At 73.1% G+C, this 13,689-nt stretch carries 10 protein-coding genes; 4 read left to right on the top strand and 6 right to left on the bottom strand.

From position 1 onward, the window contains the following. The first annotated feature begins 75 nt into the window (after positions 1-75). Together ACQPZ4_RS19740 and ACQPZ4_RS19735 are read left to right on the top strand one after the other, a co-directional pair. The gene (locus tag ACQPZ4_RS19740) at positions 76-510 is read left to right on the top strand and encodes a tetratricopeptide repeat protein (protein ID WP_433063033.1); all 435 of its coding nucleotides are present in this window, start codon (positions 76-78) and stop codon (positions 508-510) included. Next, entirely contained in the window at positions 510-2,024 is a 1,515-nt protein-coding gene (locus ACQPZ4_RS19735; RefSeq protein ID WP_433063030.1) for a hypothetical protein, read from the top strand. Before ACQPZ4_RS19740 ends, ACQPZ4_RS19735 begins: the two co-directional genes overlap by 1 nt. Positions 2,025-2,069: 45 nt before the next feature. Here ACQPZ4_RS19735 and qcrB read toward each other — a convergent pair whose 3' ends face one another. The 3 genes from qcrB to ACQPZ4_RS19720 form a co-directional block, all read right to left on the bottom strand. Continuing rightward, complete coding sequence (qcrB, locus tag ACQPZ4_RS19730; RefSeq protein ID WP_433063028.1) at positions 2,070-3,683, bottom strand: cytochrome bc1 complex cytochrome b subunit; 1,614 nt, start codon at positions 3,681-3,683, stop codon at positions 2,070-2,072. 41 nt (positions 3,684-3,724) lie between these two features. Further along, positions 3,725-5,665: a CHASE3 domain-containing protein gene (locus tag ACQPZ4_RS19725; protein ID WP_433063025.1), complete on the bottom strand. Its 1,941-nt coding sequence runs from the start codon at positions 5,663-5,665 to the stop codon at positions 3,725-3,727. Between the two features lie 122 nt (positions 5,666-5,787). Next, the gene (locus tag ACQPZ4_RS19720) at positions 5,788-6,204 is read right to left on the bottom strand and encodes a nuclear transport factor 2 family protein (protein ID WP_433063023.1); all 417 of its coding nucleotides are present in this window, start codon (positions 6,202-6,204) and stop codon (positions 5,788-5,790) included. 83 nt (positions 6,205-6,287) lie between these two features. Between ACQPZ4_RS19720 and ACQPZ4_RS19715 the strand changes: the two genes are divergently transcribed. Together ACQPZ4_RS19715 and ACQPZ4_RS19710 are read left to right on the top strand one after the other, a co-directional pair. Beyond that, positions 6,288-6,878: a TetR/AcrR family transcriptional regulator gene (locus ACQPZ4_RS19715; RefSeq protein ID WP_433063020.1), complete on the top strand. Its 591-nt coding sequence runs from the start codon at positions 6,288-6,290 to the stop codon at positions 6,876-6,878. Next, complete coding sequence (locus ACQPZ4_RS19710; RefSeq protein ID WP_433063017.1) at positions 6,824-8,056, top strand: rhomboid-like protein; 1,233 nt, start codon at positions 6,824-6,826, stop codon at positions 8,054-8,056. The genes ACQPZ4_RS19715 and ACQPZ4_RS19710 overlap by 55 nt, the downstream gene beginning before the upstream one ends. Here the strand turns inward: ACQPZ4_RS19710 and ACQPZ4_RS19705 are convergent. From ACQPZ4_RS19705 to ACQPZ4_RS19695, 3 genes are read right to left on the bottom strand one after another with little or no spacing between them, the layout of a single operon-like run. Continuing rightward, entirely contained in the window at positions 8,046-8,549 is a 504-nt protein-coding gene (locus ACQPZ4_RS19705; protein WP_433063015.1) for a hypothetical protein, read from the bottom strand. The genes ACQPZ4_RS19710 and ACQPZ4_RS19705 overlap by 11 nt on opposite strands. Positions 8,550-8,585: 36 nt before the next feature. Next, positions 8,586-12,455, bottom strand: a complete 3,870-nt coding sequence (locus tag ACQPZ4_RS19700; protein WP_433063012.1) for an NB-ARC domain-containing protein — start codon at positions 12,453-12,455, stop codon at positions 8,586-8,588. A 43-nt stretch (positions 12,456-12,498) separates the two neighbouring features. Further along, complete coding sequence (locus tag ACQPZ4_RS19695) at positions 12,499-13,668, bottom strand: ROK family protein (protein WP_433063010.1); 1,170 nt, start codon at positions 13,666-13,668, stop codon at positions 12,499-12,501. Positions 13,669-13,689: the final 21 nt, after the last annotated feature.

Raw genomic sequence — 13,689 nt, 5'->3', positions numbered from 1 at the left:
TCGACGAGCCCTGCTCCACAACGATCTTGATGAACGTCTCCCCTCCAGTTCCAAGGACTCCACCCATACCACACGATGACCGGCAAGCCGCAGGACCAGGCTGGCAGCGAGGATGGGCAGCCGGACGCCGAGGCCGCCGGAGAGGACAAGCCCGACGTCGAGGTGACGGGCGAGTCCTGGGAGTCGAAGATCTCGCCCGAGCCCGGCCTGTCCGGCCCCACCCCGAAGGCAGGCCCATCGAGAGCGTCGGGCAGCCTTGATCGCATGGGTGACGGGGAGCGGCGGGTCAGGGCGGCGTGGGCGCGCATCGATGAGTACGAGGGCCGGCGGGCCACCATGCAGATGTCCAGCTCGCTACGCAACCTCGGGCGGGCCGAGCGGGCCGTCGGGCTGTTGGAGGCCGGGCGGGAGCGGGAGTCGGTGGCGATCGCCGTGGGGGCGCTCGTCCCGCATCTGCCGCGGTACCAGCGGTCCATGGCCAACTACGCCCGCCTGCTCACCCAGTCGTGATGACCGAGGGCTGGGACCACATCGACTGGGCGCAGCACGACGGGGCGTTCGGGCCCGCGCGCGAGGCGCCGGAGATCTTCCGGGCCATCGCCTCGGGCGGGGCGGAGGCCGCGGCCGAGGGGCGGTTCGCGTTCTACGAGAGCCTGCACCACCAGGGCAGCGTGTACCCGGCGACCGTCGTCGCGGTCCCGTTGCTCGTCGAGCTGGCCATGCGGCCCGGGGTGCACGGGCGCGACGACCTGCTGTCGACCATCGGGCGGCTGGGTGACCCGGAGCGGTCCTACGGCGACGTGCAGCCCGAGGTCCGCGCCGCCGTGGCCGCGCAGAGCGAGCGCCTGCGGCCGGCCCTGGACGATCCCGACCCCCAGGTGCGCGCGGCCGCCGCCTACGCCGCCGACGCCGCCGGTGCTCCCGCCGCGGGCGTCGCGGACGGGCTCGCGGGCGTGGCCCGGCACTTGGCCACGGCCGAGGACCGGCGGGCGGCCGAGACGGCGTTCGCCGCGCTGCTGCGGGTCGGTTCCCCCGCCTGGCGCGAGCCCGCCCTGACCGCTTGGGCCGCCGGGTACGACCCGGTCGCCGCCGAGCTGTTCTGGGACCATCCGCCGGCCTTCGACCCCGAGGCCCTCCATGCGATCCGGGGCCGGCTCGCGGCCGGCACGGACGGGGCGACCCCGCTCATCCGGCTGCTGCACCGCTGGGGCCCCGCCGCCGTCGAAGCCGCGCCCGAGATCGCGGCGGCGTATTGCGGCGTGGCGGCGGGGGCGCTGGCGGCGATCGGGGCCCATTCGGCGGTACCAATGCTGCTTGAACGTGCTTTCCAAGGCGACATCCGGGCGGCCCTGGCCGTGCGGGACCTGACCGGTGACGGCGGTGCGGTGCCCGGCGCGGTCGCCGCCCATGGGGCCAGGCGCCGGGTCGACGGGTTCGACCTGCATCTCGCGGCGGCGGCCGGGCCGGAGCTGGCGCCGTTGGTCCCGGCGTTGCGGGCGTGGCTGGCCGGCCCGGACCTGACCGACGACGTACGGTGCGAGGTCGCCCGGCTGCTGTGGCGGGCGACCGGCGACCCGGCCGAGGCCCTGCCGACGGCCCGGGCCGTCCTCGACCAGCGGGGCTCCTCCATAGGCTTCGCGGCCCGACTGGCGGCCGACCTCGCACCCGACCTCGACGGCGCCGATCCGGGACTCGCCGACGGCCTGTGGGCCGCGCTCAGCGGCGCGGCGCGCTGGGCCCGCCCGATCGCGGCCCGCGGACTGTGGCAGCTCGGCGTTGCGGTCGGCGACCTGGTCGGCCCGCTGCTGGCCGGCCTCGCCGAGGCCCGGGCGGAGGAGGCGGTCGCGTTGCTGGTGGACATGCGGGCCACCGCGGCGGTCCCGGTGCTGGCGGACCTGGCCGAGCGCGACGAGCGGGTCCCGCGCTACGGCTCGGTCAGCTACTACGGCAGCGACGTGTCCTGGCACGACGACGCACTGCGGGCCCGGCTGCGCGCGGCCGTAACAGCGCTCGGGGAACCATGAGCGGTGGGTGTGCAGATGACCACGGTAGGTGCCAGCCCCCTCGGCTCAGTGCGGCGCGGTGACCCGTTCGGGCTCGCTCTCCTCCGTGAGCTGGCGGGGTGCGGGGCGCTGCGGTGCGGGCGCCTTCTCCACCGGGTAGAAGAATCCCTTGACCGTTGGGGCGAGGGCACCGATGTGGTTCATTTTCTTCGGTACGACCCAGCCCGCGTACTCCAGCCCGTCGCCGCCGGCCGACGGCAGTGGCTGGTGGATCTCGACGAACCGCCCGTCGGGCAGGCGCCGGATGATCCCCGTCTCCACGCCGTGCGCCAGCACCTCGCGGTCGTGCTGCTGCAAGCCCAGCGCGATCCGGTACGCCACGTAGTAGGCCAGCGGCGGAATGACCAGGATGCCGATGCGCCCGGCCCAGGTCATCGCGTTGAGGCTGATGTGGAACTTGTCGGCCAGCACGTCGTTGCCGCCCGAGATGAGCAGCACGACGTAGAACGAGATCGCCATGGCGCCCAGCGCGGTGCGGAACGGGTTGTCCCGGGGGCGCTCGAGGAGGTTGTGGACGGCCTTGTCCTTGGTGAACCTGGCCTCGATGAACGGATAGAGGATCGGCAGCGTCGTCAGGATGCCCGGTAGGACGATCGTCGGCCAGAAGATCGGTGGAAGCGTGTAGCCGTCACCCCAGCCGAACAGATCGAAGCGGATCTCCCACGCCGGGAACAGCCGGGTGGACCCGTCCAGAAACATCATGTACCAGTCGGGCTGGCTCGCCGCCGAGACGACCGCCGCCTTGTACGGGCCGAACAGCCAGATCGGGTTGATCTGGAACAGCCCCGCCAGCGCGGCGATCATCGCGAACACGATCATGAAGAAGCCGCCGGCCTTGGCCGCGAAGCCCGGGAACATGCGCACGCCGACCACGTTCTCGTTGGTCCGGCCGGGGCCCGGCCACTGCGTGTGCTTCTGCTTCACGAGCAGTCCCATGTGGACGGTGATCAGCGCGAGCAGCGCACCGGGCAGGAGCAGCACGTGCACGATGTACAGCCGGTCGAGAATCACGTCGCCGGGGAACTCGCCGCCGAACAGCGACGTCGTCACCCAGGTACCGACGATCGGGACGGACAGCAGGATCGCGCTCGCGATCCGCAGGCCGGTGCCGGACAGGGCGTCGTCCGGCAGCGAGTACCCGGCGAAGCCCTCGAACAGCCCGACCCAGAACAGCAGCAGGCCGACGACCCAGTTCGCTTCGCGCGGCTTGCGGAACGCGCCGGTGAAGAAGACCCGGAACATGTGCACCACGATCGCGGCCATGAACAGCAGCGCGGCCCAGTGGTGCATCTGCCGCATGAACAGCCCGCCGCGCACGTCGAAGGACAAATGCAAAGCGGTGTTGTACGCCTGCGACATCTCCACCCCCCGCAAGGGCGTGTAGCTGCCGTCGTAGGCCACCTCGCGCATCGACGGGTCGAAGAACAGGGCCAGGAAGATGCCGCTGAGCAGCAGCACGATGAAGGAGTAGAGCGCGATCTCGCCCAGCAGGAACGACCAGTGGTCGGGGAAGACCTTGTTCAGCAGGCGCCGAAGCGGGGTGGCCGCCTGGAACCTCTCGTCCAGCGCGCTCGCAGTGTTGCCCGGCAGCGCCCGGGGCTCGAACTTGCGTCGTTTCATGCCCGCTCCCCCGTACAGGTCAGCCAGTCATGCCGCAGCACCTACCATCGTCCACCGCAATACGTAGTCTGTCTACCCTCCGGCTCGTGGCGGTCCGGGGCGGACCGCAGCGGGACGCTGCAGCGAAGCGTCGTGCCGTGCGCCGGCGGGCTTTGCAGCTGGCAGCTGCCACCGAGCGCGTAGATGCGGTCGCGGAGCCCGCGGATGCCGGATCCGGCGTTCGGGTCGGCGCCGCCGACGCCGTCGTCCTCGACGCTGATCTGCAGCAGGTCCGGGTCGGCCTCGGCGTGGATGCGAACGGTCGTCGCGCGGGCGTGTTTGACGGCGTTGGTGAAGGCCTCGGCGATGACGTAGTAGGCGTTGGTCTCGATCCGCTCGGGCAGCCGGTGCGGCAGGTGCAGGTCCAGGTCGACGGGTATCGGCGCGCGCCGGGCCAAGGTTCGCAGGGCGGCGCCGAGGCCGCGTTCGGTCAGTACGGCTGGATGGATGCCGTGGGCGAGCTCCCGCAGTTCGTCGATGGCGGTGGCGAGGTCCGTGCTCGTCGCGGCCAGCTCGCCGGCCAGCGCGGGCGACGAGCTGACGGCCTGCTGCTGGATTCGGCGCAGGTCGAGGAGCAACGCGAGCAGACGTTGTTGGGTACCGTCATGAATGTCCCGTTCGATTCGGCGCCGGGCGGTGTCGCCCGCCTCCGCCATCCGCGCGCTGGCCGCGGCGAGGTCGGCGCGGGCCTGCAGGTTGGCCACCGCCACACCGGCGAGCTCGGTGAAATCGGCGATCTGGTCGGCCGCGCCACGCAGCTGATCCGCGTCCGCGACCAGGACGAGCAGCACCCCCCACAGGCTGCCCTGGACGACGATCGGCGCGCCGACCGAGACCGTGATGCCGTGCTCGGCCAGGAACGGGTCGGTCACCGGTGTGCCGGCACCGACCGGCGACCACGCGGGCCGCCGGGTGGTGTAGACCTGCATGGCGGCGCCCTGCGGATGCAGCACCGTGCGGGTGCCGACGGTGACGGCGTCGCCGTGGTCGCTCCAGGACGCGACGGCGGTACCGTTGCCGTCCGGCTCGAACCGCAGCAGCACGGTGGCATCGGCGTCCAGCAGCCGGCCGACCTCCTCGGTGACCGCGCCGAACACCCGGTCCGGTGGCGTCCCGCGGGCGACGAGCGTGGCGATGCGGCGCAGGGCGCTCTGCTGGGTCACGAACCGGTCGAGGTCATGGTGCTGGCGCTGCAGCGACGTGGCCATCGCGTTGAAGGATCGCTGCAGCGCGCCGATCTCGCCCGGCCCGTCTTCGGACATGCGAACCGACAGCGCGCGGCCTGCGAGCGCGTCGGCCGTGACGGCGGCCGCGCGTACCGGCCGGACGATGCGGCGGTTCACGAACGTCGCGAACACGACGACGATGACGATGGAGCCGAGGAGCCCGGCGGTCCCGACCGCCCGAGCCCAGTCGGAGTCAGTGTCGGCGATGGCGGCCTGCCGGGCGGCGTCACTGTCCTCGGCCGTGCTGAACTGGGCGAAGTCCGCGTGGATGGCATCAAGCCGGGCCTGCGTGTCCAGCAGCTGCGACTGGTCCGGCGCGAACGACCCGTGCTGCAGACCGTCCATCGCGGGAACCGAGTCGTCGCGCAGGTAGTCCGTGATCTGCTGATCGAGCCGGTCGGCCAGGGCGTACTGCGCCGGATTGCCGGCCACCGAGTCGGCCAGATGCGCGGCCTGCTGCGGGATCGCGTCGCGGGCCTGGTCCCAGGCCTGCACGAACCGCTCGTCGTGCACGATGAAGTACCCGCGTTCGCTGCTCTCGACCGTCAGCAGCGATCCTTCGAGCCGCGCAGCATCGACCAGTGCCTGTTGCGCGCTGCGGGCCGAGCTGACCTCCCGCTGCAGGTCCGCCTCCGCGGCCAGGATCACCGCCAGCGCAGTACTCAAGGCCAGGCCGAACAGGAGGCACATCGCCACCACCTGGCGGGTCAGTGGCACACGGTCGAGTTTCGAGCGGATCCCGCGCCCGGAACGTCTCCGCGTGCCTGCATTCACCAGCGAGCTCCGTCCAGCGGTACTCCCCTCCCCTCCTTCGAACGTAGCGCGGCACGCGTCGCCCGTCAGCCGCGACCGACGCTGGCGAGGACCTCGGCCAGCACCAGCGGGTTGAGATAGTCGCGGTACGAGACGACCAGGCCGTCCCGAATCCGCAGCACGGCGATGATCGTCTGGTGCATCGGCGCACCTGTCGGGATGACGGTGCCGTACGCCTCGTACTCGACGATCACCACCTGCGGATCGGTGGTCTCGTGGATGACGGTGTCGCGGTACTCCTCGAACTTGACGAGGCCGCCGGCCTGCCCGATGACGAACTCGCGGACCCGGTCGCGGCCCTCCACGCGGCCCGGGACGCCATCCGGCCGGTACGGCCACTCGATGAAGCCGTCCGGCGCGAACAGGCCGACGAAGGTTTCCATGTCCTGCTCGAGGCTCGCGCGCAACAGCTGCTCGACGACGTCCCGTGCCGTGGCGGTCATGACTCCTCCAGTCGTTCAACGCTTGTTGATTGAACGAGCGTAGAACGACGAGCGTCGCCGGTCAACGTCCGTAGAATGACGTCGTGACCGAACCGGGGCCGCGCCTGACCAGAACACAGCAGCGCCAGCAGAGCGAGGAGCGCATCCTCGCCGCGGCGCGCCACATGTTCGCCGAGCTCGGCTACGACCGGACCACCATCCGGGCCGTGGCCGCGGCCGCCCACGTCGACGCCGGCCTGGTCATGCACTACTTCGGCAGCAAGGACCTGCTCTTCGCCCGCGCCGCCGAGGTACCCGCCGACGAACTGCCCGGCGGCACCTCCGGCGAGGTGGCCGAGGCACTGCTCACGTCCCTGAACCGGCGCCTGACCAGCGAACCAACCGCCTCCCTGGCCGTACTGCGCTCGATGCTCACCAACGCCGACGCCGCAGACCGCTACCGGGCCGCCGCGGAACCCCAGCTCACCCAGCTCACCGAAGCCATCCCGACGCCCGACGCCGACCTGCGCGCCAGCCTCCTCAGCGCGATCATCCACGGCGTGATCGCCGACCGGTACCTGCTGCGCCTCACGCACCTCGCCGACGCCACGCCCGAGCAGATCATCGAGCTGCTCCGCCCGTGCTTCCAGAGCCTGACCACGCCCCCACCCACATCAGCAACGCCGTCCGACTGACCGCAGCCCTGGTGCCGGCGCGGTACCTGCCCGGCGCCGACCTGGCCGCCGACCTCGCCACGGCTCACGGCCCGGCCGCGCGGACCCGCGTGCTCCTCACCGCGGTGGCCCGGCTGCGGCTCGCGCCGCTCTACGTGTCGACCGTGCTCGGTGTCGGCCTCGCGCTCGACCATCTCGCCGGCCCACGTACCCGGGCGACCATCGTCGCGGCGCACTCGACCAACGTGGCCAATCTGGCGCAGCACCGGATATGGACGCTGTTCACCAGCGTGTTCGTCCTGGGCGAGCCGATCGGGCCGTTGACGGTCCTGCCGCTGCTGCTGCTCACCGGCGCCGCCGAGCTGCTGTGGGGCTGGCGCCGCCTGGCCGAGGTCTTCCTGCTCACCCACGTGATCGCCAGCTGCCTGGTGTACACCGTCCTGCAGGAGGGCCTGCGCCGGCAGTGGTTCGGGCCGGCCGTGGTGCACGCCGCCGACGTCGGCACCAGCTACGGCGCGCACGCCGTCGCGGCCGCCCTGGCCTGCAGCCTGCCCGCGCGGGCCCGGCGGGTGGTCGTCCCGGCCGTACTCGTCCTCGTGCTCCTGCCGTTCGCCGATGCCCGCACCTTCACCAGCCTCGGGCACCTGCTGTCCACACTCATCGGCCTGCTCGCCGGCTGGCAACTGCGCCACCGGCCCCTCGCCGGCCGGCTGCGCAGGCCCGGCACCCTGCGCGCGGACCGCCCCGTGGTCTACGCCTTCGACACGGCCGGCCGCGCCCGCGAAGCCCTCGTCACCGTGCTGCACCTGGGCGAGCAGCGGCTGATCCGCCTCGACGACGCCGTCGTCGCCTGGTCCGATGCCCTCGGCGGGCGGCCCGGGCGCCCGTACCGCCTGCACGACCTCGAAACCCGCGACCTGGGCGTCGCCGACGGCGCGCTCGCCGGGGCGGCCTGGGGCGTCGTCATCGGTACCCTTGCCGGGTGGCCGGCGTTCGGCCTGGCCGCAGGAGCGGTCACCGCGGCCGCCGTAGCGGGCGTGCACGACGCCGGCCTGTCCGATGCGAGCATCGAGCAGGCGATCCAGTCGGTACCCGCCGGGCATGCGGTGCTCGTGCTCCTCACCCGCCCGGCCGACCGGCCCCGCCTCTCCCACGCGCTCGAGGGCTCGGGCGCGGTACGGCTGCCGGCTACTGCTTAGAACAGGCCGACCTGTTGTCGAACTCCTCGTGACTGAGGTACACCCCGGAGAAGCGCACCCGCCCGTCGTGCAGCTCCGCGGGTTTGAACACCTCGGCCGGTTCCCCGTCGTTGCTGTACCGGAAAATGACGACGTACTCGGTCGCCGGATCGAGCGGCACGGCCAGCGCGACGTCGAGCGTCCCCCCGTCCGGCACCGCGTCGCCGACCGTGATGGCCCCGGCGACGGTGGGCTCGGCGAAGCTCACCTGCCACAGGGCCGGCACGTGCGTGTCGAGCAGGTTGCCGTTCATCACCTCCGGGATGATGCGCGCGCCCTTCACCTCGGATGCGGGGCAGTCCGCCATGCGCACCTGCAGCGCCGAGCCGTCCATGGAGACGGCGATCGTGCTGTACGGCTCACTGGGCAGGCAGGCCGAGACAGCGGGCAGCGCCAGCACCACCGCTCCGGCAGCCAAAAGCCGCCGCCCTGCGCAGGCAATCGCGTTGGTCATACGCGTTACGACGGGCGACCCCGCAGCTCGGTTCCGTCACGGCGCCGGAGGCTGGATGCGCAGGGCGGCGAGGCCGCGGGCCGTGCCCACCAGCAGGGTGTCGCCGTCGGCCGCCAGCGTCGTGACCGGGGTGTCGAAGTACACGTCGCTCACCCATCTCCAGGTGAAGGGCGTGGCCGACCGATCCTCGCCGGGTTCGAGGCGCAGCAGCCGCACCACGGGGCCCCCGACCGCGGCGATCACGCCGCCGTCCGCCGTGCGCAGCAGCGCAATGTCGCTCGTATGGAACATGCCCCAGGAGTCGCGCCGGACCACGGAGTCGCTACCGATGTCAGCCAACTGGATCGATGCGAGATGCGTGCCGGTGTCCTGGTCACAGGCGTGCACGTCACCGTAGGCGAGGTAGACCGCCACCGGCGCATCGGAGAGCGTCGAGCCGCTGACCACGGGCCGGGGCCAGTAGTAGTAGAAGTCCATGGACGGTCCGGCGGGTCGTCCTGTGGCGGCATCGTGGACGCTGACGTGCCGGTTGGGCTTGTCGCCGCGCTGCCCCGAGTGGACGATCAGCAGGCGCCCGTCGGACGTGGTCATGGCGTGGACGCCGGCCACCGGAATGTGCCACCGCGGGCGGCCGTCGACCGCGTCCCAGGCCCGGACGGCATCGCCTTCCGCGGTGATCAGCAGTACCGCTTCGGGGGTCGCCGCGCCCGCGAGGACCGTACCGGTGACCGCGGACAGGCCGTGGTCGACCCGGCCGCCGTTGGCCAGGTCCCACACCCGCGGCGGGGCGCCGGCCGCGCCACAGACGAGCAGCGCGGCGCCGGCCGGATCGGACACCGTGAAGAGCTCGGTGACCGGCCGCTCGTGCTGCAGTTCGCGGACGATGCGCCCGTCCGCCCAGATCCGCACCACCGGGTCGGGGTGGGCGGTCGCCACGAGCCCGCCCGCGGCGACAACCCGCTCGATCGCCAGCGGCTTCGCCTGGGCGTCGTGCCGCAGCAGGGCACCGACCTCCCAGAGGCGCACGGTACCGTCGGCGTCGCCGCCGCCGGTGGCCAGCAGCACCCGCCCGTCCGCCGTCCGGCCGGCGGCGAGGGAACACACCGGGTCGGGGTGCAGGTCCACCAGCGCCGTCACCCGGCCCGCCGGGCGGTTCACGATCGCGACGGAGCCGTCCGCGAGCCCGCTCACCTCGCTGCCGTCCGGTAGCCAGGCGGTGACCGCGGACTGGGCGGCGATCCCGTGGCCGTCCTCGACGACCCGTCCGGTCTTCAGCTCCCAGGTGTACCGCCAGCCGTCCCGCGACAGGGTCACCAGGGGTTGCTCGTCGCCGCGCCGGGTCCAGGTCACCAGCGCGAAGTCGTGCCGATCGGTCGTGGTGTCCACCGCCCACACCGCGCCGTCCTGGCGCGCGATCACCAGGACCGGACCGCCCGGCGCCGGCGCCGACCGGATCCAGCGGATCTCCTCGGGAGGGAACTCGTCGATGCACCACTCGTCCATGAGCGTATCGAAGTCCCGGCCCAGCAGGTGCTCCAGATACTCGTCGGGGTACTCCCCCGGGTCGTCGGGCTCGTCCGGCGGCGGTTCCAGGGCCGTCAACCGCCGTGGCGCGGGCCGGCCGGACTCGTCAGGTTCGGTGGGCTCACCGATCTCGGGTGCGTCGACCGGCTCGGCGCGCCAGTCGAGTTCGCCGGGCTCCGGCGGCCCGGCGAGCCACACGGACGCCGGGGGCGGCGGCGCGGCCTCGTCCCACGGGTCGGCATCCGGTATGACGTGCTCGCACCCGTCGATGGGGAGCACCGGCCCCACTGGCAAGTGCTCCTCGGGGTCGACCCAGGGGTCGGCGATCTGCTCCGGCGGCTGCCACGGCAGGTCCCACGGCACGGCAGTGCCGGTGTCGACGTGCCAGGCGGCGACGTTGCCGAGGACGGTGCCGACCACGAAGACGTGGCCGGCGTCGGGCAGTTCGACGCAAGCGAGGGCCGAAGGCTCACCCGCGGGCAGCGGCCACGGCAGCTCCACCGGCGTGTTGCGGGTCCCGTCGACCACCCGCACGCAGTAGTACGGGCCGACGCTGACGACCAGCGTCCGGCCGTCAGCGCGGGGCACCACGGCCACCTGGTCCACCGCGTATCGATGGCGGGTCAGGATGGTGTGCGGCGGCTCGACGTACCAGCGCGCCCAGGCACAGCGCCACGGCGCCGACCCGGCCAGCCGCCCCGCACCGTCGGCGAGCGTGGCGGCACCGGCCTGCCGGGCGGCGAGCTCCAGGTACGCCGGCGACTCCGCCGCGGGCCGGTCCCGCAGATGGTGCACGATCCGCTGGTAGCTCAGCGCCGCGGCCCGGCCGGCCGCGGTGCGCGCCTCGGGGAGGCTCTCCAGCAGGCCCGGCGGCCGGGCGGCGAGCAGGAACGCCGCGTCCAGCAGCAGCGCGTCGAGGGCACCGGCGTCGGCCGCGTGACCGGCCAGGTGCGCGCGGCTGTACTCCCGTGCACCCGCCCAGTCTCCCGCAGCGTCAGCGCGCAGCGCCTCGACCAGACGACCGTTCGCCTCGGCGAGACCGTCGGGACCGAGGATCCGGCGCAGGTGCTCCCGCAGTACGTCGTGCAGGCGCAGCCGGTCCCCGCTGACCGAGATCAGGGCCAGGTCCGCCAGGGTCCGGACCAGGCGCCGCGCGGTGCTCGGCGACGTCGCCCAGAGCAGCTGCGCCACCTCCGCCGGGACGTCGGTGTCCTCGGGGAACACGCCGAGCTCGAGGCACCGTTGCCGGGACTGCGGGTCCAGCCGCCGCAGGCTGGCCTCGACGGTGGCGCGCACCGCCTGGTCACGGCGGTCGGCGCTGGCGAGGTCGAGGCTGTCCGGCCCGTCGGCCAGCAGCTCGGCCACCGCGTCGCCGGCGTCGTTCGGTGCCAGGCCGTCGTCGACCAACCGCAGGATCGCGCTGTTGACCAGGGCGAGCAGGATCGGCCAGCCGCCGGTACGCCGGACCAGGCGGGTCGTGCGCGTCAGGCCGGGCACCCCGAGACGCAGCAACGACCGGCTCAGCTCCAGGCCGAGCGGCGGCAGGTGCAGCACCTTCGCGGTGCCGGGCAGCGCACCGCGCGACCTGGTGGTCACGATGACGCGCGCGCCGCTGTGCAGGAACGGCACGAGCCGGCTGGCGGCCCACACGTCGTCGACGACCAGCAGCGTCGGCGCCCGCCGGGCGAGCAGCACGCCGAGGTGGTACCCGGCCGCGGCCGGATCGGTGAGCGCGGGCCGCGTGCCGTCGACCAGCTCGCTCAGGTCGTTGATCTTCTCGGCCAGCGCGGGGTCGGGCATCTGCTCGCCCAGGGTGGCCCACAGCACGCCACCGGCGAACGCGTCACGGAGCCGGTGACAGGCCTGGGCCACGAGGGTCGTCTTGCCGAAGCCACCGGCACCGAGCACGCCGACGACCGCGGCACCGCCGAGGACCAGGTCCGCCAGCCCGGTCAGCTCCTCGGTACGCTCGACGAGCATCCGCCCGGCCTCCGGCACCATCCACAGGGGACCCGCGGGCGCCGGGATTCCCGCGGCGGCGTCGAGGCCGCCGAGCCGTTGCCGCACCCACGTCTCGTGCGCCGCTTTCACCGCGTGCAGCACCTCGACGGTCCAGGTCGACGGCTGCGAGTCGATCAGCTCATGGTGCAGCCCGCACAGCAGGACCAGGTTCTCGTACCGGTCCCGTTCCGCCTTCGTCAGCACCGACGCCCCGCGCGGCCCGTTGGGACTGTCGGCCACGATGTGCGCCATCTCCCCCAGCGCGACGAGCCGATCGGCGCCGGACGCCGCCGCCGTCAGCGCGGTACGGCAGCCGGGGAACGCACACATGTCGCCCGAGCGCTGGAACAGCTTCCTCTGCTCGGAGATCGGTACCGCCAACGCCCACCCCCTCGCGCCAGAGGGTACCGGCCCTTCCGTACGGTCAGTCGCGACGAGGGGCGACGGGCGCGCTCAGACCCGCGGTGAACAGCCGGCGGTCGACCTCGTTCAGGGCCAGCTTCAACGCCCCCAACGCCACGCTGTCCGCGCCCAGGGTCGACGCGCGCACGTCCGGGACGCGCAGGCACAGCTTGGCCAGTTCGCGCTGCAGCGGTTCGAGGACCAGGTCGGCCGAGCGGGAGAAGCCGCCGCCGTACACCACGACCTGCGGGTCCAGGGCGAGGACGAGGGCCGCGGTACCGATGGCCAGGTCCTTCACGTAGCGGTTGATCGCGGTACGAGCGTCGCGGTTCCCGGCCCGCGCGGCGTTGAACACCCACGCCGCGGCGTCGTCCGGGTTCACCGACGCCGGCACCCCCGGGCAACGCTGCAGATGCGCCGGCGCCGCCAGCCACCGCACGGCCGGCAGCGCGCCGATCTCGCCCGCCGCTCCCCCGTACCCGCGGCGCAGGACGCCGTCGATGATGAGGCCGGCGCCCAACCGCATACCGGCCAGGAGGTACACGATGTCGTTGGCGTCGCTCGCCGCGCCCTGCCAGCGTTCGGCCAGGGCGGCCAGCTTGCAGTCGTTCTCCACCACGATCGGGCAGGTGAAGCGGTCGCTGAGATGCGCGGCCAGGTCGACCTCCTGCCAGCCGGGCAGGGGCGTGAACAGCGTCGTGCGGCCGCTCGCGTCGACCGGGCCCGTCACACCGACCGACACGGCCCAGATGTCGTCGGCGGTCTTGTCGCCCTCGCGCAGCACCTCGGCCAGCACGTGGTCCAGCGCGGCCAGGCGTTCGGCCGGGCCGGCGTCCGCGGCCACCGAGCGGCGGGCCGTGTGCACGACCTCGCCGTCCAGGTCGGCCAGCAGCGCGAGGACCTTGTGGCCGCCCACGTCGACGCCGATCACGTGGCCGGCCGTGGCGCGGAAGCGGTACCGGCGAGCCGGGCGGCCCACGACGCTCGAACCGCCCGGCTCCACGATCGTGGCCCAGCCGCCGGTCACCAGCCCCTGGGCGATCACGTCGACCGCGGGGCGGGACAGGCCGGTCAGCTTGGCCAGTTCGGTGACGGTGGCCGGGGGCTGATCCCGCAGCGCCCGGACCACCGTCAGGGAGTTGAGCTCGCGCAGCCGGGACAGGTCGGTTCCGGTGATGACCTGATCCGCCACGGTCTGTCCCCTCAGCTCCGC

Origin of the sequence: Dactylosporangium sp. CS-033363 (assembly GCF_050942475.1) — a bacterium.
GTDB lineage: Bacteria > Actinomycetota > Actinomycetes > Mycobacteriales > Micromonosporaceae > Dactylosporangium.
Note: the sequence above shows the minus strand (reverse complement) of the source record. Positions and strands in the feature narration are given on the sequence as shown.

Bases quoted from the DNA above. Each gene is read 5' to 3' on its own strand.
- ACQPZ4_RS19735 (WP_433063030.1), top strand. From the start codon at position 510: ATGACCGAGGGCTGGGACCACATCGACTGGGCGCAGCACGACGGGGCG.
- ACQPZ4_RS19740 (WP_433063033.1), top strand. From the start codon at position 76: ATGACCGGCAAGCCGCAGGACCAGGCTGGCAGCGAGGATGGGCAGCCG.
- ACQPZ4_RS19720 (WP_433063023.1), bottom strand. From the start codon at position 6,204: ATGACCGCCACGGCACGGGACGTCGTCGAGCAGCTGTTGCGCGCGAGC.
- ACQPZ4_RS19705 (WP_433063015.1), bottom strand. From the start codon at position 8,549: ATGACCAACGCGATTGCCTGCGCAGGGCGGCGGCTTTTGGCTGCCGGA.
- qcrB (WP_433063028.1), bottom strand. From the start codon at position 3,683: ATGAAACGACGCAAGTTCGAGCCCCGGGCGCTGCCGGGCAACACTGCG.